Raw genomic sequence first — 22,549 nt, 5'->3', positions numbered from 1 at the left:
AGCCTTCATGAAAAAGCTGTTTGTGTATTTCGTTTCATTTGGTTTGGTAATTTCTTGTAGTGGTGTCAAAAAAACACAAGAAGCCCTAAATACGGGCAATTATGGAAGTGCTATTACTAGTGCCCTACAGAATTTGGCCGGCAACAAAGACAAAAAAAGCCATCAACGCTATATTTTAATGTTAGAAGAGGCCTTTTATAAAAACGCAGATCGAGAACTACAAGAAATTGCATTTTTGAAAAAAGATGGTAATCCGGCCAACTATGAGCGTATCTATACCACATACGTGTCGCTTAATGAGATTCAAAAGCGTATAACACCCTTATTACCGCTTCGCATACAGGATCAGAATAGGAATGCTGCCTTCGAATTTAAAAATTATGATGAAAAAATTATAAAATCTAAAAATAAACTCTCTGAATATCTTTATGGCAACGCTTCCGCTCTGCTGGATAAGGGAACTACTAAAAGCGATTTTAGAAAAGCGTATGACGACTTTGCTTATCTCAACGAGATACATCCAGGATATGCCGATACCGCTATTAAAATGGAAACCGCTTATGCGAAAGGCTTGGATTATGTAAAAGTTCAAATTTATAACGATACCGAACAGATCATCCCCGGCAGGTTACAAGACGAATTACTCAATTTTAACACCTACGGGTTAAATGATTTATGGACGCAATACCATGCCAATCCTATAAAAGGGCAAACATACGACTTTGAGATGCAACTGGCTTTTCGTACTATTGCCATATCTCCGGAACAAGTAAAAGAAAAACAGGTCATTAAAGAACGACAAATTGCAGATGGGTATGAGTTTTTATTAGATCGAAATGGCAATGTGGTTAAAGACAGCCTTGGCAACAAAATTAAAGTAGAGAAACTAAAGACAGTGCGGAGTACATTTTATCAATTTACACAATTTAAAACGGCACAGGTCGCCGGAAATGTACGTTTTATTGATTTAAAAACCCAGCAGCAGCTAAATACTTATCCGCTGAGTAGTGAATTCATATTTGAACATCATTACGCAAATTATCAGGGGGATAAAAGGGCACTCGATACGGATATGATCGCCATGCTAAACCTCACATCGGTTCCTTTTCCCAGCAACGAACAAATGGTGTATGATGCGGGCGAGGACATGAAAGCCAAATTAAAGCATATTTTGGTACGTCACAAATTCCCGACCCAAAGGCATTAAAATCGCTTGGTTTAATGTCTTAGACAATGTAGCCGTATTCGTAAGATTCTTTAAAAAAATCATTTAGGCACAATCCATACGATACCGTCCCTTATTTGGCCACAAAAACGAATGACTAATTTGCACTAAGGGCTAGGCTACACATATTTTTCTAGAGCTACATCTGGTATACTTCCGTGAGAAGCATGTGTTACTACAGTACCGTTTTTAAGCACAATCAGTTGCGGAGACTGGTGTTGCACACCAAGTTCTTGAGCTACCGCACTAGATATATTTCGATATTGATGCAGGTCCAAAAAATACAAATCGGCTTGCGATTCGGACAAGGCATAGCCATCAGTAAACATTTTCAATACCATTCTACTAATTCCGCAGGTGGTGGAATGCTTAAAAATAAGTTGTGTCCTATTATTAGAGTTTTCCCTTAACGCACTGAATTGGTCCAATGAAGTAAGCTTTATCCAAGGAATCGTTTTTTCATCCTTGCGTGTTTCCTTATCTTCTCTGCCAAACAAATTCTGAAATAATCCCATGTAAATCCTGTTTTCACTAATAAGTCGAACAAATAATAACACCTTACTATCCGACAAAAAGTCAGTTATTTTTGCCGATTCAACGACATAATGTCTATATTTTACTTTGGTAAGATTGTTGACCTTTTTCGTGTAAAAATAAGTATAATAACTAAAAATATATAGAAATTATGAACTTTAATAATCTTACCATAAAAGCTCAGGAAGCCATTCAGCAGGCGCAACATTTAGCGCAGGGCTACGGGCATCAACAAATAGAAAACGAGCATTTATTTAAGGCCATTTCGGTAGTAGATGAAAATGTACTTCCTTTTTTACTTAAAAAATTAAATGTTAATAGCTCCATGCTTCATCAAATTTTAGAAAAGGAGTTAAATCACTTTCCCAAAGTAAGTGGAGGCGATATTATGCTGTCCAAAGAAGCCGGTAAAAGCCTATCGGAGGCAACAAATCTCGCGAAGAAAATGGGAGATGAATACGTGTCCATTGAGCATTTAATACTGGCTATATTTAATTCTAAAAGTAAAATATCGCAAATACTCAAGGATCAAGGTGTTACAGAAAAAGACCTTAACGCTGCCATTTCTGCCCTTCGTAAAGGGGATAAAGTAACCTCACAAAGTGCCGAAGAGACGTACAATTCCCTAAACAAATATGCGAAAAATTTAAACGAATTGGCCGATAAAGGAAAACTGGATCCGGTCATTGGTCGCGATGAAGAAATTCGTCGTGTATTGCAAATCTTATCCCGAAGAACCAAAAACAACCCTATGTTGGTTGGCGAACCCGGTGTAGGTAAAACGGCCATTGCGGAGGGCTTAGCGCATCGTATTATTCAGGGCGATATCCCCGAAAACTTAAAAGATAAAGTAATTTATTCTTTAGATATGGGTGCCTTAATTGCCGGAGCAAAATATAAAGGAGAGTTTGAAGAACGACTTAAAGCGGTAATTAAGGAAGTGATCGCTTCAGACGGAAACGTAGTACTTTTTATTGATGAAATTCACACCTTAGTTGGGGCTGGTGGCGGACAGGGTGCTATGGATGCCGCCAACATTTTAAAACCTGCCTTAGCCCGAGGAGAACTCAGAGCTATTGGGGCAACCACCTTAGATGAATACCAAAAATATTTTGAAAAAGACAAGGCTTTGGAACGCAGGTTTCAGAAGGTGCTTGTAGATGAGCCCGATACCGAAAGTGCCATTTCCATCTTAAGGGGAATTAAGGAAAAATATGAAACCCACCACAAAGTACGCATTAAGGATGAGGCTGTAATTGCGGCGGTAGAATTGTCGCAACGGTATATAACCAATCGATTTTTGCCGGACAAGGCCATAGACTTAATGGATGAAGCGGCCTCTAAATTACGTATGGAAATCAATTCTAAACCAGAAGAATTGGACGTAATTGACCGAAAAATAATGCAATTAGAGATTGAAATTGAGGCTATTAAGCGAGAAAATGATCCTTCTAAATTAAAAGTGTTGCATGTAGAACTTGCCAATTTAAAAGAAAATAGGCACGATATATTTGCCAAGTGGGAAAGTGAAAAAATTGTAGTAGACGATATTCAAAAGACCAAACAAGATATTGAAAACTACAAAGTGGAGGCCGAGCGTGCCGAACGCAATGGCGATTACGGCAAAGTAGCAGAGCTTCGCTATGGAAAAATAAAGGAAGCTCAGGAAAAACTGGAAGTGCTTCAACAAGAACTGGCAACCCAACAAGCGGCAGGAACGCTCATTAAAGAAGAAGTAACCCGTGACGATATTGCGGAAGTGGTTGCGAAGTGGACCGGAATTCCGGTTACAAAAATGCTTCAAAGTGAACGGGAAAAATTGCTAAAGTTAGAAGATGTATTGCATAAACGGGTCGTAGGCCAGAATGAAGCCATTCAAGCGGTCGCCGATGCCATTCGAAGAAGTAGGGCGGGCTTACAAGATGCGAAACGACCTATTGGTTCTTTCCTATTTTTGGGGACTACAGGGGTAGGGAAAACAGAACTTGCTAAAACATTAGCATCCTATCTTTTTGATGATGAAAACGCCATGACACGTATAGATATGAGCGAATATCAGGAGCGGCATTCTGTGAGTCGCCTCGTAGGTGCACCTCCGGGATATGTAGGCTACGACGAGGGCGGACAACTAACAGAGGCCGTGCGTCGCAGACCGTATTCTGTAGTGTTATTAGATGAAATTGAAAAGGCACATCCAGACACTTTTAACATCCTATTGCAAGTGCTAGATGAAGGAAGGCTCACAGATAACAAAGGCAGGGTGGCGGATTTTAAGAACACGATCATTATTATGACCAGCAATATGGGAAGCCACATTATTCAAGAAAAATTTGAAAACAATGCGGATATTTACAGTGCCACAGAAGCGGCTAGAGTAGAAGTACTTGGATTATTGCGAAAAAACATACGGCCAGAATTTCTGAACCGAATAGACGATATTATTATGTTTACACCGCTCTCTAAAAAGGATTTGGTACAGATTGTAAGGTTACAATTAGATCACCTTAAAAAAGTATTGCAACAGCAACACATAACCATGGATGCCACCGAAGAGGCCATTGCGTATTTGGCCGAGCGGGGCTACGATCCTCAGTATGGAGCACGTCCTATAAAAAGGGTGATTCAAAGAGAAGTGCTCAACAGTTTATCAAAAGAACTTTTGAGTAGCAAAATACAATCAGATAGTATTATTCTCCTAGACGCCTTTAATGATACACTTGTGTTTCGAAATCAGGATGAACTCGTAAAGTAAGCAGCGCAAAAAAAAATAGAAAACAAAAAAGCACTCAATTTTGGGTGCTTTTTTATGCTATTAGATATACCATGCAGTATATATTTTTTTATCTTTGAAAAAACTACAGGTTTAATGACGAGTAAAGCCCAAAGAACCACTTCCTATATTATAGAAACGGTTGCGCCCATTTTTAACAAACTGGGTTATGTGGGTACGAGTATGAGTGATCTTACAGAAGCGACCGGACTTACCAAAGGTGCCTTATATGGTAATTTTGAAAACAAGGAAGCGTTGGCCATGGCTGCTTTTGAATACAACAGCAAATTGTTATTGGCTAAAATTGATGAAAAACTTTCCGTTGCCGGATCGTCTTTGGATAAGTTGTTTTCTCTCACCCATTTTTACCGACATTATAATGAATTTAACTATGAAATGGGGGGTTGTCCGGTATTAAATGTGGGTGTCGATGCCAAGCACAATAATCCACTTTTGGCGGCAGCAGCCAAGGAAACGGCCAAAACCATTGAGGGTAAAATAGCCTTAGTGTTAGAAACAGGCCTACACAATAATGAACTAAAATTACCGGTAACGCCCTTGCAGTTTGCCAAACAATTATACACTATGCTTCAGGGTGCCGTGGCCATGGCTACCATTACGGACGACAGAAAATACCTGCTCAACACCATAGCGTATCTCGACGTGCTTATTGCAAAAGAACTGCAAAAGTGATGTGCTCATTTTAAAAAACCGCTTCTTATTTTCATTCTATAACCCTGAAAATCCATGTTTTATCCGGATAGCGCCCCTCAAATTGACTGTCCCTTGCTACTTCTGCCTCTTTCAACGTTTCATAGCGTTCCAAGTACACATAATTGTATTTATTGACACTACGATAAAATGACTTGGGCTGTAGTCCTTTGGATTGTAACGTGCTCATAAAATTTTCAAAATATTTTTTAGTGCCAAACACATTAGCCACTAAATAATAACCGGGAGCCAAGCCATCCCCGTTGGTAACCTCTTCATAACGCCCCGCCGTTTTTGGTTGTTCTTTTTGTTCGGTAGCAGTTACCTTTTCCGCTTCAGCCTTCTTTAATGCGGCTTCTGCGAATTGTACTTGTTGAAGAGAATCTAACCGTTTTTCTTCCCTTTCCTTTGCTTTCACTATGGCGTTTTGTTCATTTATCACATTGATGGAATCTAGGCGACGTTGTTGTTTCTCTTTTTCTGCGGCTGCCAATACTAGTTCTTCCTGTTGACTTCTGCGTAAAGAATCTCTTTGCTGTTCCTTCTTTTGTTGTGCCTCAAGAACGGCTTGTTTCTTAGCCTCTCTTTCCGCCAAACGTGCCTCTTTAGCCGCTAATTTGTCTTTTATACGTTCTTCTTTGGTCAATAAGGCCAAGCTATCGGCTTCGGTCTTTTGCAACTCTTGCTCCAGTTCCGATATATCGTCTACTATCATTGCCGCTTCAGGGGCTGCTTTTAAATGGTATGCCAAAATAAATTCAAAACTCGAATCTTTTTCCTTAACTGTAGTGCTCGTTCCAAACTCTACCAAAGCACCCACGGAAAGTTTCTTAAAAAAGCGCCCTCCTGCTCCGGCTGAAATACCATAAAAACTATTGTAACCTGATTGCGCCCAAAATTTAGAAGTAGATAGTAGCGCGTTTAAGCCGTATTGGGTTTCTTCATTGGGAATAGTTTTTACGTACACATTGGGCTGTAATACAGTTTGTCCCAATGTTTTTCCAATAGTTAGGGGAATATCGTAGCTCATCATCCCGATATAAATTTTTTCAGAAGAACGAGTGACACTTTCGCTCTCCGAAAAATTATAGTCGAACAAGTTTTCCGAGGCTAAGCCGATACCAAATCCATTACTCGACAACCGAATACCTGGAGCAAATTGCATGATAAAACTATTGTTCACTTGCAATTCAGGTAAGGGAAGAATGGGATTGGGCAGTAGCCGATCGTCCGAAAATTCTTGTGTATACCCAAACACATTGAGACCAATTGCCAATTGGGTAGTTCCACCTAAGTTAAAACGATAGGCATAGTTCAAAATACCGCCTGTGTGTAAAAAAGTACCTGTATTATGTTGAAAAAAACCACCGCTAATTGCTGAATTTGCTGTTAGTCCGTGAGTATAGTTTAGAAAAGTAGTGGTTGGATCTCCATCTATAGTTTGCCATTGCCATCGCGTCCATAAAGCCAATGAATTGGGAGTATTGCGATCTAAAGAAAAGACAGGATTTAACAAACTGGCATTGAATTCCGTGATATTGTGTTGCCTAATATCAACAGGTAAGGTCGTTTCCTGCGCATTTAAAAGACAGTAAACAACCAAAAAGAATAGAAAGGAAATCCATTTTTTCATATGCAAATGAACAAAAATCTACTAGTTCTACATACTAATTTTTCCTATTTTTAGTTACATCATTGTGCGCTGCGACAATTATCAAAAAAAGATACCTATGAAAATCAATACTTTAGTGCTTATTCTTATTATTTTTTTCGGGGCTTTATCTTGTAAAGATGATGTCCAAGCCCTTCCAGAAAGGAACGAACAGGCTATTTCTACTTTTTATTTTATTCGCCATGCTGAGAAAGACAGGAGCAATCCGGAGAATTTAGATCCTGAGTTAAATCAAGATGGTTTGGGTAGGGCCATCCGTTGGGCCGAAGTATTTCATTATATCCCTTTAGATGCCATTTATTCTACAGATTTTGAAAGAACCGAAATGACGGCTGCCCCAACCGCCGTTAAACAAGATCTTGTGCTACAGTATTATAGTCCCGAAAATTTTGATGTTGCGCAATTTAAAGAAGCTAATTTGGGAAAAAATGTATTGGTTGTAGGACATAGCAATAGCATTCCCGAATTGGTGAATAAAATGCTAGGAGAAGAAAAATACGAACCTTTGGATGATTATGACAATAGTAGTCTCTTTATTATTCGTACTATTGATGGCAGAATGACAGACATTCGCCTAAAAATGGACTAGCTGCAATCGGTATCCCCGGTTAGTTGCAAGATAACCTATAGAAATTAAAAAGCTTATTGGGTTTTGTTTTTATCAAGACGTTGTAAGGCAGTCAATCCATTCATATCTGCCGCATTTTCGTCTGCGCCATGTTGTAGCAGGATTTGTACAATATCGGTATGATTTTCTTCCATAGCCATCATTAATGCGGTGGTCTTAGTACCGTCAACCGCATTAGGATCTGCACCATGCTTTAAAAGGAGTTTACAAATTTCATACTGACCAAACATGGCTGCCACGTGCAATGCCGGTCTGGTATCAAAAATAATGTTTGGCTCTGCACCTTGCGTCAATAAAAAACGAACGACTTTAAGGCTGTCGCTAAACATGGCCATAATAAGGATGGGCACACCGGTACTGCTAAGTTCGTAGTTGAGATCGGTTCCATTTTCCAAAAATTTGGCTACCAACTGCACCAAGTCCTTTTCAATAGCGAAAAGTAGGTATTCTTCAGAATATGGATCTTTGGTTTGAGCCCATTCTTCTATAAAATAATGTTCCATGAGTGCTGCTGTCTTTTCGTAACCGCGCCCTAAAGCAATACTATAGGCTGTTTGGCCTACCTTGTTTTCTGCAAATGCAGATTGCTTCATTTCTAGAAGCCAATTGATTACAGGTATATTATTCTGCCTGGCGGCAAGATGTAACGCGCTATTCCCTAAAGTATCCTTGTAAAACAAAACATTGGGGGTAAAGTGCTTTTTAACTTCTGCTAAAGATTGGTTTGTCTCTAAGACTTGGAAAAAATGTTCAGGCGTTTTTTGTTGGCACGAAGTAAACAACAAAGTGAATAAAGTTAAAAACGACAAAAAACGAGTTCTCATAGATATCGATAAGCATAAAATAAAAAAAGGGCTTTGGTACAAACCAAAACCCTTGAACACTTAATATGAAAAAAACTATGTTTAGTTTTCAGCTTGCAAGAAAGCAGAGTTTACAAAGGCATTGTCTTTTCCGGCAGCAAAAACATGACAACCATTACAAAACTTTGCCCATTTTGAAGTTCCTGTACTTACAGATCCCTTTTCGCCCATTACATAGCCCCAGTCATTGGTTTCAGGAGACTCTCCCGGGTTCAATTTTACCATCACTGTTAAAACAGGCTTCTTTTTTTCCTGCCAACTTTTCTCATTTTTAAAGGCTTCTTTTACAATTACCGTACCAGGGGCGTATTTATTGGTATCGCCCGGTGCCTTATGACCTGCCTCACCAATTTCATTAATATAAATTTCTCTGTACGCCTTAGTGCCACTATGCTTCCCCCCCAAAAAACCGGTTGGGTCTCCCGTGTTGGGGTTGTCCTTAGTAACATGATACCACGATTGATAATTCTCCCATCTAGGATCTAAATCCAAAGTTTCGTCTGCAACAGCAACGTATCCTAGTTCTTTAGGGGTATTAAAAGATTGCAACGTTACTAGCGTAGTTGCAGCAATGACAAATGTTCCGATAACAAAAATTACTTTTTTCATGTGATATTATTTTAGTGGTTACTGTTTATTTTTTTAAGGTTCTAACGTAATTAACTAATTCCCAACGTTGTGTTTCCGATAACATGGCCTCCCATTTTACCATTGCACCTCTACCATTGGTTATTTTCCAAAAAATTTCACCGTCGGTCTGACCTTGAACTTTATCCGAAGTAAGGTTAGCAGGTTTAGGATCTAGTGCTTTTCCTCCTGCTCCGTCACCAATGCCTTTAGCTCCATGACACACCACACAATAGGTAGTAAAAGTTGCTTTTCCTTTTTTTGCAGAAGAGGCAACTTTATTAGCTGCTACTGGATTTTTAATGGCCTTGGCAGATGCAGGTGCTTTCCACGGGCTATCTTGGTAGTACGAAGTGTTGGGGTTCCCGTAATCGATATTCGATGTAAAGGCCAGTAGTAAGCCTGCCAATGGAACTAATACTAAAATTTTTTTCATCAAAATTGGGCTAAATATGTTATGTGAATTAAGACGAAGTAAATTGCAAAACTGACAACACTATATGTTAATAAAAAGTTAATATTAACATAATTACAGCTTCACCACGAATAATACCCGATCCTTTTTAAGGTCGTCACCGTATCCCTAACCAAAATACCCCACTTCCGTACGAAAATTCAATCTAAAGATTCCCCGACTCTTGGGTCGGGGTTTCCTATTTATCGCTTCTTTGGAGCGATCGGAACTGCCTTTTTGCTGTTCCGGGTGAGATAAAATACAAAATTTCGGTTTTGACCCAAAGGTAAAATGAAACTGGCGAAACCCGCACTGAGCGCAGTAGAAGTATACCCCTATGGCTTGCCTCGGGGATAGTAAGTTTAAAGAAATTTTTTATTATAATGATTCGAAGAGATCAAGGCAGAAACAAAATTTAAGGATTCTGAACAACAATATCTTTTAGTTCAATCTTAGATAATTCCTCTAGTGTCTTCTTTATATAAAGACTATCTACATGGATAAAGGGCGTTTCGTCTGTTGGTTTATAATTGATGTAATCTACAAATCTGATACTATCAATATACCGCTCATTATACGCTTCCCTAAAGCGAATGCCTCCTCCGTTGACCTTAAATTCATAGGCCAAGAAGTCTGGTTTAAAAGTTTCTTTATGAAACCAATACAGAAACACATCTTCAAAATCATCTCCTCCGCCTTCTTCGGTAAAACTAATTTTAACTTTATAATACGGTTGATTATTGATCGTGATTTCACCTAAAAGTTCCTTTTGTACCGCCGGATCATTTAGGCCATAGGGCAAGTATGCAAAATAGTGTACAGAATTTATTGAATTACTATACTTATTGGCCATAGAATCGGGCACCACTACCAAACTATCGTTTATAAAACGTTGAAAGCCATCTGGAGATTTTACATCCAATAGGGTGATGGTGTCGTTTTTTAAAAGGCGTTGCAATACTTTACCCTTGCCCGATGGTTGCGAAAAGTATGATCGATCTCTAAAGTCAAAAGCGATAGATTTTGTTTTATACCTAGAACCCCCGCTCACTTCAATTGCCTTATCTATAATTTGTTGTGCGGTAAAAGCGTCTTTGTTCTTTTCCCGGCAAGAAGTTAAAATTAAGATCGTAAGGATAAGGGTGATCTTATAATTTTTCATACATACAGACATTTGCAAATCATTAATTATTACTTGTGTAAATGTTATTAGCAACTCATTTTTTATACCGCATCTACCTGTACCTATCGCAACGTGATGCGTATTCCAAAATCAATACATATATTAAGGTACACTATTTTCACCAACATAGGGTCAAAGATAAGGTTCTGATAGGCAGCCAAAACAATTTTCTTTCCTTCTATTTTGGGTACGACCTCTAAAGTACCCTACCCTACCTCTTCATTGCAACATCGGATACCAAAATTAATTTTTTGCAAATTAAAAACAGTCTACGTAAAGAATATACTCGTCTTTGGTTTCTTTTAACATTTGATCTTAATTCTTTTTTTTGAACGCACAGATCAAAATTTTGTTTCTATTTTTACAGCCCTTATGATACAGAAAAAGATCCACATAAAAAATAAACGAGCCCGATTTGATTATGAAATTTTGGACACCCATATTGCCGGCATTGTGTTATCGGGAACCGAAATAAAATCTCTTAGGGATGGAAGGGCTTCCATTGCCGAAAGTTTTTGCGAATTTAACGATGCTGGTGAGTTGTTTGTGGTGAATATGCAGATCGACGAATATTCACACGGCTCTCATTACAACCACCTTCCTAAGGCCGAACGAAAATTACTGCTCAACAGAGGAGAACTTAAAAAATTGAGAAAAGAGGTAAAAAATTCTGGACTTACCATAGTACCACTCACCCTCTTTATTAATGACCGAGGATTAGCCAAGCTGAACATTGCACTGGCTAAAGGCAAGAAATTGTACGATAAACGCGAAACGCTAAAAGATAGGGACAACAAAAAGAATTTGGATCGTATTAAAAAAAGCTTTTCTTCTTAACCAAAATCTAACGCAATCTTTAATTTTTATCCTCCAAAAGTGGCACAAAACGAAAAATGCCCTTTTCTTGGCGTTCAAATTCTTTTTCAGATTTTCGAATATACACCGTCATGATTTGCTCGTCTGTGCCCACCGGAATTACTAAGTGCCCTCCTACCTTTAATTGCGCCAAAAGGGGTTTGGGCACATAAGGGGCTCCTGCGGTAACCAAGATAGCATCAAACGGAGCCTCATCCGGTAGCCCTTTGTAGCCATCGCCAAAAACAAATTTTTTAGGTCGGTAGCCCATTTTATCAAAGAAAAGATTGGTTTTTTTATATAACTCTAACTGTCTTTCTATTGTAAACACTTTGGCTTTTAAATACAGTAAAATCGCAGTCTGGTACCCACTACCCGTGCCTATTTCTAAAATTTTGGCATTCGGCGTAACCGCCAACAAAGCTGTTTGGTAGGCCACTGTGTAGGGCTGTGAAATGGTTTGTTCGGCACCAATAGGAAATGCTTTGTCTTGATAGGCATGATCTTCAAAACTACTATCTAAAAAGAGATGACGGGGAACGTGGCGAATCGCAGCAATCACATTTTTATCGGTAATACCCTTTAAAATTAGGGTATCTGCCAATTTATTTCGCATGCCTCTATGTTTTAAGGTGTCTTTCAAGGGTTTGGTTTTGGTTGACGAAGTTAGCTAATTTCAACCTAAAATGCCATTACAAAATACCCTATACGATTAATACCTCCCACGGAATTCTTAAAAGCATACCGCACATTGCTTTATGCGAAGCCACAAAACAATTCTCATTATATTGTAACTTCTAAAAACTAATTTCTAATTTCAATATGCTTATTTTTGATAAAATTTAAACCTATGCTTAAAGTTGGCGTCCTTGGAGCTGGACATCTTGGAAAAATACATCTTCGTTTATTGAACGAATCTGAAAAATATGAACTGGTCGGATTTTATGATTCTGATCTAAATCACGGAAAAAAATTAGCTTCCGAATTGGGTTACCCCTATTTTGATAGTATAGATACCCTTATAGCTGCCGTAGATGTTATCGACATTGTAACCCCTACCCTGTCGCATTTTGAGTGTGCCAAAAGAGCCATGGAAAAAGGAAAACATGTGTTTTTAGAAAAACCAATAGCGCATACTTTGGCGGAAGCGGAAGCATTATTACGCTTGGAGTCTAACTATGGAGTAAAAGGGCAAGTAGGTCATGTAGAACGATTTAACCCTGCCTTTAAAGCGGTAAAGGATCAAATTAAAAATCCGATGTTTATAGAAACGCATCGATTGGCAGAATTTAATCCTCGCGGAACAGACGTTCCTGTGGTTCTGGATCTTATGATTCACGATATCGATGCCATTCTCAGTGTGGTGCATTCCGAGGTAAAACAGATTAATGCCAGTGGCGTTTCTGTAATAAGCAATTCTCCGGATATCGCCAATGCCCGAATTGAATTTGAAAATGGTTGTGTCGCCAATCTTACTGCCAGCAGAATATCCCTTAAAAATATGCGCAAATCGAGATTTTTTCAGAAAGACGCCTATATTTCAGTCGATTTTTTAGAGAAAAAAGTAGAAGTTGTGCGGATGAAAGATGCGCCCGAAGTGCCCGGAGCTTTCGATATGGTACTCCAAAATGCGGAAGGTGTAAAAAAACAGATCTATTTTGAAAATCCAGATATAGAAAGTAACAATGCTATTTTAGAGGAATTGGAAACCTTTGCAGATGCCATAATAAACGACAAAACTCCCGTGGTAACTTTAAAACAGGGAACCAAAGCGCTAAGAGTGGCCTTGGAAATAATAAATTCGTTTTAGCATGAGTCACATGAAACACATCGCTGTTATTGGCGCGGGAACCATGGGAAACGGAATTGCCCATGTATTTGCGCAACACGGATACACTGTACATTTGTTTGATATTTCAACTACCGCCCTTACTAAAGGTGTAGATACGATTCGCAAAAATTTAGATCGAATGATTGCGAAGGAAACGCTAACCCCCGAGGTTAAAAAAGCCACATTAAACCGAATTATTCCTTATACCAACATGGCAGCCGCCGTAAAAGATGTAGCGTTAGTGGTAGAAGCAGCGAGCGAAAATGTAGATGTGAAGGTAAACATCTTTGCACAGTTGGATGCCCTTTGTAAAGAAAATGCCATATTAGCGAGTAATACGTCTTCCATTTCAATTACTAAAATTGCAGCTGCAACCAAGCGACAACCGGAGATTATAGGTATGCATTTTATGAATCCGGTTCCTTTAATGCCTTTGGTAGAGCTAATACGCGGATATAACACCTCCGACGAAACCGTTAAAAAAATTATGGCCATAGCCAAAAGTTTGGACAAATCGCCCATAGAAGTGAAGGATTATCCCGGTTTTGTCGCTAACCGTATTCTGATGCCAATGATCAATGAGGCTATAGAAACAGTATATCATGGTGTGGCAGGAGTTGAGGAAATTGATACGGTTATGAAATTGGGTATGGCACATCCTATGGGGCCACTGCAATTGGCCGATTTTATTGGTTTGGATGTTTGTTTGTCCATACTTCATGTGCTGCACGACGGTTTTAAAAATCCAAAATATGCCCCTTGTCCACTGCTTGTAAATATGGTAACCGCCGGTAAATTGGGAGTGAAATCGGGAGAGGGTTTTTATGATTATACACTATCTTAAAAGGCCGAAACCGTATCCAAGGCGTTTAAAACTGAAAATTAACAACACGTTTAATGAGACCTTTTATTGCTAATAAAATGGATGATTCTCTTGCGCGTCGTGGCTCTATTGGTTGATAAAAATGCTCCTCCTTATATGAATCTGCACGAATTAAAAGACTTCTTGGATGCCAAAGTGATGCAGTACAACCAAGCTAGCTTTTTGAACAGCGATCCTTTGCAAATACCACATCTGTTTTCTAAAAAGGAAGATATTGAAATAAGTGCTTTTTTAACGGCCACCATTTCGTGGGGCAATCGCAAAAGTATCATTGCCAATGCATCCCGAATGATGGAACTCTTAGAGTATAGCCCTTTTGCCTTTGTAATACAACATTCGGAGAAGGATCTAGAGGCATTTGATGGCTTTGTGCATAGAACCTTTAATTCGGAAGATTTGTCGTATTTTATAAAGGCACTAAAACATATTTATATGCAGTACGGTGGCCTCGAGGCTGCCTTTATTCCTTCCGAAGGATCGATCGACCTACAACCCGCCATCTCGGAATTCAAATCCCGTTTTTTTGATATTCCCCACCCCAAACGAACCAGCAAACACGTTTCGGATCCCCAAAAGGGATCTGCTGCCAAACGCATTAATATGTTTTTACGGTGGATGGTACGCCCCAATAACACCGGAGTAGATTTCGGTCTATGGAAGCGTATATCTCCTGCCCTATTATCCTGTCCGCTCGATGTGCATTCCGGCAATGTTGCGAGAAAATTGGGTTTGTTGCACAGAAAACAAAATGATGCTTTGGCCGTAGCCGAGCTAGATCAGAAATTACGAGAATTAGACCCCTTTGATCCCGTTAAATATGATTTTGCGCTTTTTGGACTTGGTGTTTTCGAAAAGTTCTAACACTAAAAATAGAACACCTTGAGTTAAATCAGTCCGCTGAAAATATAGCCAATGATTCAAACCACGGGCTATATGTTATACACCATCGAACTCGTGTTAATACATTTTTTCTACATCAACGTCAGTAAGCGTTTTCATAAAAGCAATTATCGCCTGCTGCTCTTTATCCGACAAATTTAACGCATCAAAGGGAAGGGTTTGGTGTTCCAAGTCAAAGCCCAAACCGGCTCCACCGCCTTTGTTATAAAAATCCATAACCTCGTCTAGCGTATTATAGACACCATTATGCATATAAGGTGCAGTTAAAGCCACATTTCGTACAGTTGGTGTCTTAAACATACCCCAATGCAGAGCTTCTTTAAACATCCAATAAAATCCAAAATCATCGTCAACCATTTTATTGTCTGCACTAGCCGGAACACCAATAACTTCGCGCTCGGTTTCCGTAAAAAATGGAGGTACCGTACCGTTGGTTAGCGGCATAAAATGACAGGTAGCGCATAACGCTTTTCCCATGAAGAGATTCATTCCCAAAGTTTCATCTTCAGTAAATGTCGCTTCTTGTCCCCTCATATTTTTATCGAATTTAGAATTAAACCCATTGAGCGAGGACACATAGGCCGAAATAGCTTTTATAAGATCGGTATTCCGCACAGGACGCTGCCCAAATACGTTTTCGAAGATTTCTGTATACGTTGAATCTTTTAAAATAGCCGAAGAAAACTGATGTACATTAACGGCAAATTCTTTTTCGTTCGTAAAAACAGAAGCCACCTGGTCTTGCAAAGTGGGCGATCTGCCGTCCCAGAAAAAATTTTGTTGAAACACGGAATTAATTAAAGTAGGCGTATTACGTTCTAAAAATTTACCGCTATTATCTAAATTGGTAATTCTACCATCGGTATACGCCAATTGAGGGTCATGGCATGTGGTGCACGCCATTTTTCCATTAAACGACAAATTAGGATCGGCAAACAATTTTTCTCCCAGCGCAATATGCTCAACCGTTGTGTTCCTATTCACTGCAGGTGTAAAAAATGCCGTATTAAAAGAATTATTTTCAAAAAAGGTAGGGGCATCAAAATTAAAAGGTTTAGTATCAACCTCCGTCCAGAGCCCACTTTTTTGGCGTATTTCTACCCAATCACGAGTAATGGGGTTAAAATAGTCACGTATAAAAGTGTACCTGTCAAAAGTCTCAAAATCCGTATCTTTTTCAATCAAAGCGATTGCCTTTGCAATATTTTCCAAGAATTGTTGATTTAACTGGCGGTCTTTGTGCAGAATCAATCGCTGAATACTTGCCGTATACACTTCTTCAAGATTTTGAAGCGATATGATGCTTTCTGATATACCCCAAAGACTAGCCGGAGTATCAAAACCTGAAATACTATGGCTAATGATGCGCAACAATTGCTGGTGCGTAGCTATGAAAAAACGTTGCGCGTCTAAGGGCTTGGTTTCTATTTGATGCTTTAAGTTGTTTAATAGCCCTTTGGTTAAGAGCACTTCTTGTTCAAATTGTGCTTGACTCTCATTTCCCTCAAACAAGCTCTCCTCTATTTTTTGAAGCCCTATTGGCTTTATAACTTTTCCCGAATCTTCCTTAAAAATGGGTAATGCCGGACCGTTTGCCCGATGGCCTACTTCCGGGTTTAGGTAGGCTGCATAGGGTTCCGCCTTTTTAAACGCCGTACGGGCTTTGCGAAAAATTTCAGTTGCCCTATCATCCGTGAATTCTAATGTTTCTAGCGTATCTAAATACCGGATCGTTTCTGTTAAGCTTTCTAGATACATGGTCTGGGCATTTTGCCAAGTGACCGTGGGTACTTCTTGCTCCTGATTACAAGAAAATAACAAGACCACCAGTACACTTAAGATAAGTATATTTATTTTTTTCATTGCAATTATTTAGAGTACGAAATAAAAAGAGTCTCCGTTGCTAAACGGAGACCTTTTGTTTTACATATACGATACGGATTATCTTGGCAACCCTTTTAGGATAACGATTTGGCCACCTTGATTGTCTTCTCTGGCACCTTGAGCAATAGCTGCAGCATTGGTTTCCATATCATGACCATCCACGTTTTTAAATTCATCGCTTATCCAATAATGAGGCTGAAGATTTAAAAGAAAAGTTCCAGGAATACCTACTTTATCTGAAATATCTTCTAGAGCACCGTACTCGCCACTAAGACCGGTACCCCCTGGAGCTAAGTCCTGACGCACAATTAATTCTAGTACCACATTGGCATTGTTACCGTTTAGATCGGTCTGATAAATATAAGCCGAATGGCCACGATCAAAAGAATTGGGATCTTCCTGTAGGTAAACGAAGTTTTCTGTAACGGTGATGTTATCCGGGCTTTGAAGTTCGGGCAGATTTCCATCGGCATTGTTGGTGTCTGTATTACCACTAATGATTTGCGTCAATTTTCCGGATAAAGGAGATTCGGCATCCAGCTCCAATTTGTAAGCGGTACCCCAATCATTATAGGTACCCCTTCCAGGGCCACGACCGGTTACAGCAAAAAACACATTTCTGTTGTTTGCCGCATTGCCTTTTTGATAATCTACATCTTCTACCCTCATAAATGCAGAGGCAAAAACGGAAACAGATGCATCTTCCATTTCGTCTTTAGTAAGAGAAGCCCCATTTTCTATTTCCACGAACTCCACATCATAAGAAACACCAAAATCAAGATCTCCTTCATTGTAAATCGTATTGGGAGCCACATCTTGCACTCCTCCCAATCCGTCGGAAACTTGTTTGAAACGAAGCACGTAAATTTTTCCATTGGTTAAATCGGCATCTCCATTTTCGGAATAATATAGCGTAACTTGACCCTCTGAAAAGGATGAATCATCATCCCCACCTAAAATGACGGTTCTTCCGGGGTACGCATCTCTCGGTAAAGGCACTGCATTTTCCCATTCAAATTCTCCAAGGGCATCCAAACCAAAATCTGCCGTAGGTGTTGGCACTGTGATGTACGGATCTATTCCTTTAACATCGTAATTAAAACTTTCTGAGGCAGATAAAAACAAATCTTGAGAACCGCCATGAATGGCAGCCTCCCACATAGTTCCGGAACATTGGCGTGCAAAATCGGCGACTCCTGAGTTTAGTAACCAATCTCCGCTGATAGGATTAAGATCCTTATCTAAAAAAATACGAGAAACTGCATAATCATCTTCTGCATTGGATAAGTAAATAAATCCATCGCTGTTGGGGTCTTCTACAAAACCGGCACCATCTTGAGCACCTACCAAACGAAAACCATTATCGAGCAAATCGGAAGAGCTTAAGAGGGAGTATGCCTTTACAAAGCTAAACTGAGGTCGTATGGCTACTAAAGGTTCTAAATTAGATTTGTCTTCAAAAATAGTAGTAGAGGGAACAAAATCTTCACCATCTTCACCATCCTGTCCATCCACGCCATCGCGACCATCTACACCGTCTATACCATCTCTACCATCTATTCCGTCTTCCGGATCACAACTGTACACCCCCAACCCCAAAAAGGAGAGAAGAAGGATTTTAAATACCACGCTTTTGTAATTTTTCATTTTCTATAGTTTTAAAAATTAATTTTCTCAAAACTACAGTTAAAGCCTTGTTAAAGGATTAAATGAAAATTACCATTGCATTACGTAATATTTATTAAAATAGCACTATGTAAACTCAATGTTAATTATACCTTCTGCTTATTTAAGCTTCACCAAAAACGCTTTGGTTTCCGTAATAAAGGGTTACATTAAACTCTAACGATTCCCATATCACCTAGGTCTAGGGCAACTTTTTTACCACCTTCTTTAATAGATTGGTAAATGGCTTCTACAATAATCATATCGCGTTTGCCCATTTCACCCGGTGCCACATTGGGTGAACCTTTCATGATATGTTGGGCAAAATCATCCATTTGCACTTTTTGTTGACTTTGATGCGGATATTTAATTTCAGCACCATCGGCGGTACGCCCGCTTATGGGGCCATAACTATGACAAGGGTTTAATTCTGCCCATCCCCTTTCAAAAGATACAAAGAGTCGGTTTGCATTCGCATTATGCGAAGTAAATAGATGCCCCACAATACCGTTCGGAAATTCCATTTGTGCCGTAATACTCTCATCGGTATCCTTAAAATACTCCGGGCGGGTACTAAATTCTTGAGCCGATACCGAAATAGGATTATGACCCACCCCATAAATATTGCTTTGAATCGCATAAACACCCATATTCATGAGGGCACCACCACCGGACAGCGCATAATTAAGACGCCATTGATCCGGATTTCCTCTAGAAATGTATCCTGCATCGGAGGATACATATTTTACTTCGCCAAATGGTTTTTCGCTTACTAATCTTTTAATTTCATTAGTATGAGGATCGGATTGCATTCGGTATCCTACACTCAATTTTACACCGGCCGTTTTACACGCTTCAATAATGGCATCGCATTCGGCCACATTCATTGCCATTGGTTTTTCGCAAATCACATGTTTCCCTGCTTTGGCGGCTCTTATACAAAACTCGGCATGCATGCTATTGGGAAGCACCACATAAACAATATCAATCTCATCATTTTTTGCAATGCTATCAAAATTCTCGTAGTTATACATATTCTTTTTCGGAATGCTATATTTCTCCCCCCAAATCTTTTCCTTTTCGGGTGTTCCGGTAACTATCCCTGCCAAATAAGTGTATTCTCCATTCTCTAGGGCTGGAGCCAATTGCCCTCTGCTGTAACTGCCCAAGCCCACTAATGCAACGCCTAGTTTTTTCTTTTGATGAGACCCTACGATATTCCCGCACGCCATTGGCAAACTGCTCATTAAGGCTAAGCCACCTATTCCTTTTGTAAAAGTGGCATTAAATCTTCTTCTTGTTACTTTTTTCATTTCTGTATTTTTTTTTGACAAACTGTAGGACAACACGATAAGCCTTAAAATGTTATTCTACTATGTGCTAAAATGGCCTGCCTCTTTTCTTGATTTTTGAAGGAGTTGAAGATACGGAATTTTTGAGGAAACTCAATATATGTATCGCATTGTTCATTGGAGTTCTTTTTTATTTATCTGTCGAATCATCATGCACTATGCAGAATTCACCATTCATCATTATTTTCCTTTCTTCAACTTCTTTAAATCTTCTTCCAATTCTTTTAAACTGGCTTCCTTTTCAATCGCTTTTTGCTGAATTTTATATTTTTCATATTCAATTTCCGATTTTTTCAATGCCATTTGATGAGAAATCTTTCCTGCATGTGTGAGCAACTCTCTACCATTTAACTTTAAAATGACATCTAACCGCTCAATCCAATCTTTCATATACATGGGTGTTTGTTGTTGTGCCATTGTTTCGGCAAATGCCAAATATTGTTCAACCAACAAGCCCAAAAGTTTTATTTCATTTTCATTAAGGAAGTTTTTGGCAATACTAACTTCTGATTTTTTTTATTGATTTAGCATCTTTTTTGTCATACGAAAGCATTCCTATTGTTTTGTACTATTTTGAAAAAGGCAATGGTCTTTTCATTTGTAGGGTTGTAGTCGATACTGGTAGCATAAATATCTTTGATTTTTTGATAGAAAAATTTCTCCGAGAGACGTATTTCCCGAATGCGTTCTTGCAGTTCGTTGAAATAGTTCATGGAGCTGCCCGACTTAAAACGGTCGTCATTGAGCGTAAATCCTTTGACTATATATTCTCGTAAACGTTGCGTTGCCCAAACACGAAATTGTGTTCCCTCTAGCGATTTTACCCGATAACCCACCGAAATAATCACGTCTAAATTATAGTAATTAGGGGCTTTTTGCTGAAATTCGGAAATTCCGAATTTCTTCATAGTAGTAGCTTCTGCGAGTTCTTTTTCAGCATATATATTCTTGATATGCTCATTAATGGTTGATTTGGCTTTACCAAATAAACTAGCCATTTGGTCTTGGGTTAGCCAAACTGTTTCCTCATCGAGTTGAACATCAATTTTAATGTTCCCTTCTGCATTTTTATATAGTATAAGTTCACTTCTTTCACTCATGTGTTTATAATTGTTAATGCTTAATAATTGATATTCTTAACTGTATTTCCTGTCTTCGGCAGTGTGTCGGAAATCCCGACATACTGAATTTTCATCCTCCCGATAGCTATCGGGATCGCCATCTTCAAATATTTTTTTAAGGTGTTCTGTTATGGTAGAACGTCCTTTTTCAAAGCGTTCAGCTATTGTTTTTTGCGTTAACCAAAGCGTTTTGTCTTGATAAAAAACATCTATATTTACTTTGCCACTTTCGGTTTTGAAAATAACGAAATTTTCAACCGATTGTGAATGATCAATGGTTAATGGTAAACTATCCTTGTTGTTATCTTTTGGCATACTTTTCCAATTAGTTTTAAAATTCTACTCCTATTTTGTCGATTAAATTTAAAGTATCAAACCGTTCTTTTTTATTTTCTAATTCTTCATAATACGTTTCAAGTGCATCAAAATAATCTTCTAAGTTGTTGTCTGTTAAAAGCAAACTAATTATTTCATTTTCATCTTGAACATCAAAAGGCATTGGCTTAATGCTTTTGATAAATTTAATAAAGTTTGAGTTTTTATTGTTTATCAGAGCTATTACAAATTCCTTTTTTAAAATAGTATGAAGCTCAAAATTGAAATCTTTGTAGATAAAAACCTTATAAGCTTTTCCATTTGGTCTTAAATCATAGGTATAAATGTTTAATCCTCTTGCTTTAATCTCAATTACTTCATAAAGCTTGATAGTAATTTTTGAAACGATTTTCACAAGAAACGATTTGATTTGCTTCGTGTTTTTAAACGTATTAAACGGACTGTCGTTATTTGTTTTGATATTTAATTTTTTACACAAAAATTGAATAAAACTATCTTTATCCTTAGTGTAACTGTTTGACTCATTTATATTATACCTATCGTATCTGTGTTTTATATAAAAAGTGGTTAACAATACTAAAAACTCCTTTTGAATATCATTTAATTCTAAATTGTGATTAATTTCTATTCGGTTTCGAAGGCAATCTAAATTATGAGTAATTAAACTTTTTTCTAACGCTTCTTGATTAGAATAGTCTTGATGTTCGGTCAGAACAATAACAATTTTCATCAAACGTTCTATGCCAACAGATAAATTATACAAAACTTCAAAAACGTCTTCACTATATTCGTAATACGTTAAATCATTAATTTGCTTTAACCCATTGTAAATGAATGTTCCAGAAGTTTCTAATTCTGTTCCTAAACTAAAATTTTTCCAATATTCGTTTTTATTCATTTCACTTTAAATTGCTCTATTATAATTACCCCCATCCTTAGGACAATAAATCTTTAAAAATAAGTTTTATGATGGTGTTTAAAGAGGGGGGTCCGGGGGGAGACTCATAACCTGCCCGATTTGTTGAAAACCCTTTTTGTCTCTTTGGTACCATCAT

The 22,549-nt window shown here is 38.4% G+C and carries 20 protein-coding genes and 2 pseudogenes; 8 read left to right on the top strand and 14 right to left on the bottom strand.

Going from position 1 to position 22,549, the window contains the following annotated elements; genetic code table 11:
- Positions 1 to 7 precede the first annotated feature (7 nt).
- Entirely contained in the window at positions 8 to 1,207 is a 1,200-nt protein-coding gene (locus U1E44_RS14705; protein ID WP_322931865.1) for a hypothetical protein, read from the top strand.
- Between the two features lie 137 nt (positions 1,208 to 1,344).
- Here the strand turns inward: U1E44_RS14705 and ytxJ are convergent, their stop codons facing one another.
- A complete protein-coding gene (ytxJ, locus tag U1E44_RS14700; RefSeq protein ID WP_322931864.1) occupies positions 1,345 to 1,740 on the bottom strand; it encodes a bacillithiol system redox-active protein YtxJ in 396 nt (131 codons plus the stop codon).
- A 170-nt stretch (positions 1,741 to 1,910) separates the two neighbouring features.
- On the opposite strand from ytxJ, the gene clpB reads away from it, so the two are divergent.
- Positions 1,911 to 4,511 carry an ATP-dependent chaperone ClpB gene (gene clpB / locus U1E44_RS14695; protein ID WP_322931863.1) on the top strand — a complete coding sequence of 867 codons (2,601 nt, stop codon included), beginning with the start codon at positions 1,911 to 1,913 and terminating at the stop codon, positions 4,509 to 4,511.
- A 114-nt stretch (positions 4,512 to 4,625) separates the two neighbouring features.
- Positions 4,626 to 5,222 (top strand): TetR/AcrR family transcriptional regulator, encoded by a 597-nt coding sequence (locus U1E44_RS14690; protein WP_322931862.1) that lies wholly within the window; start codon positions 4,626 to 4,628, stop codon positions 5,220 to 5,222.
- A 31-nt stretch (positions 5,223 to 5,253) separates the two neighbouring features.
- On the opposite strand, the gene U1E44_RS14685 is transcribed toward U1E44_RS14690, so the two are convergent.
- Positions 5,254 to 6,873 (bottom strand): PorP/SprF family type IX secretion system membrane protein, encoded by a 1,620-nt coding sequence (locus U1E44_RS14685; RefSeq protein ID WP_322931861.1) that lies wholly within the window; start codon positions 6,871 to 6,873, stop codon positions 5,254 to 5,256.
- Positions 6,874 to 6,970: 97 nt separating this feature from the next.
- Here U1E44_RS14685 and U1E44_RS14680 point away from each other — a divergent pair, with 97 nt between their 5' ends.
- Complete coding sequence (locus U1E44_RS14680) at positions 6,971 to 7,501, top strand: SixA phosphatase family protein (protein ID WP_322931860.1); 531 nt, start codon at positions 6,971 to 6,973, stop codon at positions 7,499 to 7,501.
- A gap of 53 nt (positions 7,502 to 7,554) precedes the next feature.
- On the opposite strand, the gene U1E44_RS14675 is transcribed toward U1E44_RS14680, so the two are convergent.
- From U1E44_RS14675 to U1E44_RS14660, 5 genes and pseudogenes are all read right to left on the bottom strand, one after another.
- Positions 7,555 to 8,133: an ankyrin repeat domain-containing protein gene (locus tag U1E44_RS14675; protein WP_322931859.1), complete on the bottom strand. Its 579-nt coding sequence runs from the start codon at positions 8,131 to 8,133 to the stop codon at positions 7,555 to 7,557.
- Positions 8,134 to 8,364 (bottom strand): annotated as a pseudogene (locus U1E44_RS16875) (hypothetical protein); the annotation flags it as partial.
- A gap of 81 nt (positions 8,365 to 8,445) precedes the next feature.
- Entirely contained in the window at positions 8,446 to 9,012 is a 567-nt protein-coding gene (locus U1E44_RS14670) for a cytochrome P460 family protein (protein ID WP_322931858.1), read from the bottom strand.
- Between the two features lie 25 nt (positions 9,013 to 9,037).
- Positions 9,038 to 9,466 (bottom strand): c-type cytochrome, encoded by a 429-nt coding sequence (locus tag U1E44_RS14665; RefSeq protein ID WP_322931857.1) that lies wholly within the window; start codon positions 9,464 to 9,466, stop codon positions 9,038 to 9,040.
- 433 nt (positions 9,467 to 9,899) lie between these two features.
- Positions 9,900 to 10,646 carry a DUF6503 family protein gene (locus U1E44_RS14660; RefSeq protein ID WP_322931856.1) on the bottom strand — a complete coding sequence of 249 codons (747 nt, stop codon included), beginning with the start codon at positions 10,644 to 10,646 and terminating at the stop codon, positions 9,900 to 9,902.
- Positions 10,647 to 11,039: 393 nt separating this feature from the next.
- Here U1E44_RS14660 and smpB point away from each other — a divergent pair, with 393 nt between their 5' ends.
- Positions 11,040 to 11,504 (top strand): SsrA-binding protein SmpB, encoded by a 465-nt coding sequence (smpB, locus tag U1E44_RS14655; protein WP_322931855.1) that lies wholly within the window; start codon positions 11,040 to 11,042, stop codon positions 11,502 to 11,504.
- 19 nt (positions 11,505 to 11,523) lie between these two features.
- Here smpB and U1E44_RS14650 read toward each other — a convergent pair whose 3' ends face one another.
- Positions 11,524 to 12,165, bottom strand: a complete 642-nt coding sequence (locus tag U1E44_RS14650) for a protein-L-isoaspartate(D-aspartate) O-methyltransferase (protein ID WP_323673912.1) — start codon at positions 12,163 to 12,165, stop codon at positions 11,524 to 11,526.
- A gap of 207 nt (positions 12,166 to 12,372) precedes the next feature.
- On the opposite strand from U1E44_RS14650, the gene U1E44_RS14645 reads away from it, so the two are divergent.
- The 3 genes from U1E44_RS14645 (at position 12,373) to U1E44_RS14635 (ending at position 15,097) form a co-directional block, all read left to right on the top strand.
- Positions 12,373 to 13,332: a Gfo/Idh/MocA family protein gene (locus U1E44_RS14645; RefSeq protein ID WP_322931853.1), complete on the top strand. Its 960-nt coding sequence runs from the start codon at positions 12,373 to 12,375 to the stop codon at positions 13,330 to 13,332.
- A 10-nt stretch (positions 13,333 to 13,342) separates the two neighbouring features.
- Positions 13,343 to 14,197, top strand: coding sequence for a 3-hydroxyacyl-CoA dehydrogenase family protein (locus U1E44_RS14640; RefSeq protein ID WP_322931852.1), 855 nt, complete (start codon positions 13,343 to 13,345; stop codon positions 14,195 to 14,197).
- A gap of 135 nt (positions 14,198 to 14,332) precedes the next feature.
- On the top strand, positions 14,333 to 15,097 hold the full coding sequence (locus U1E44_RS14635; RefSeq protein ID WP_323673913.1) for a TIGR02757 family protein: 765 nt from the start codon (positions 14,333 to 14,335) through the stop codon (positions 15,095 to 15,097).
- 96 nt (positions 15,098 to 15,193) lie between these two features.
- Here the strand turns inward: U1E44_RS14635 and U1E44_RS14630 are convergent, their stop codons facing one another.
- The 6 genes and pseudogenes from U1E44_RS14630 to U1E44_RS14600 all read right to left on the bottom strand — a co-directional run bounded on the left by U1E44_RS14630 (position 15,194) and on the right by U1E44_RS14600 (position 22,392).
- Complete coding sequence (locus tag U1E44_RS14630; protein WP_322931850.1) at positions 15,194 to 16,999, bottom strand: cytochrome-c peroxidase; 1,806 nt, start codon at positions 16,997 to 16,999, stop codon at positions 15,194 to 15,196.
- A gap of 78 nt (positions 17,000 to 17,077) precedes the next feature.
- Positions 17,078 to 18,667: a hypothetical protein gene (locus U1E44_RS14625; protein ID WP_322931849.1), complete on the bottom strand. Its 1,590-nt coding sequence runs from the start codon at positions 18,665 to 18,667 to the stop codon at positions 17,078 to 17,080.
- 188 nt (positions 18,668 to 18,855) lie between these two features.
- Positions 18,856 to 19,998, bottom strand: coding sequence for a Gfo/Idh/MocA family protein (locus U1E44_RS14620; protein ID WP_322931848.1), 1,143 nt, complete (start codon positions 19,996 to 19,998; stop codon positions 18,856 to 18,858).
- A 219-nt stretch (positions 19,999 to 20,217) separates the two neighbouring features.
- Positions 20,218 to 21,137 (bottom strand): annotated as a pseudogene (gene rhuM / locus U1E44_RS16870) (RhuM family protein).
- A 36-nt stretch (positions 21,138 to 21,173) separates the two neighbouring features.
- Entirely contained in the window at positions 21,174 to 21,473 is a 300-nt protein-coding gene (locus U1E44_RS14605) for a hypothetical protein (RefSeq protein WP_322931846.1), read from the bottom strand.
- Between the two features lie 16 nt (positions 21,474 to 21,489).
- The gene (locus U1E44_RS14600) at positions 21,490 to 22,392 is read right to left on the bottom strand and encodes a hypothetical protein (protein ID WP_322931845.1); all 903 of its coding nucleotides are present in this window, start codon (positions 22,390 to 22,392) and stop codon (positions 21,490 to 21,492) included.
- Positions 22,393 to 22,549 lie beyond the last annotated feature (157 nt).

Source organism: Aurantibrevibacter litoralis, assembly GCF_034651555.1.
GTDB lineage: Bacteria > Bacteroidota > Bacteroidia > Flavobacteriales > Flavobacteriaceae > Aurantibrevibacter > Aurantibrevibacter litoralis.
This window is presented reverse-complemented; position numbering and strand designations above follow the sequence as displayed.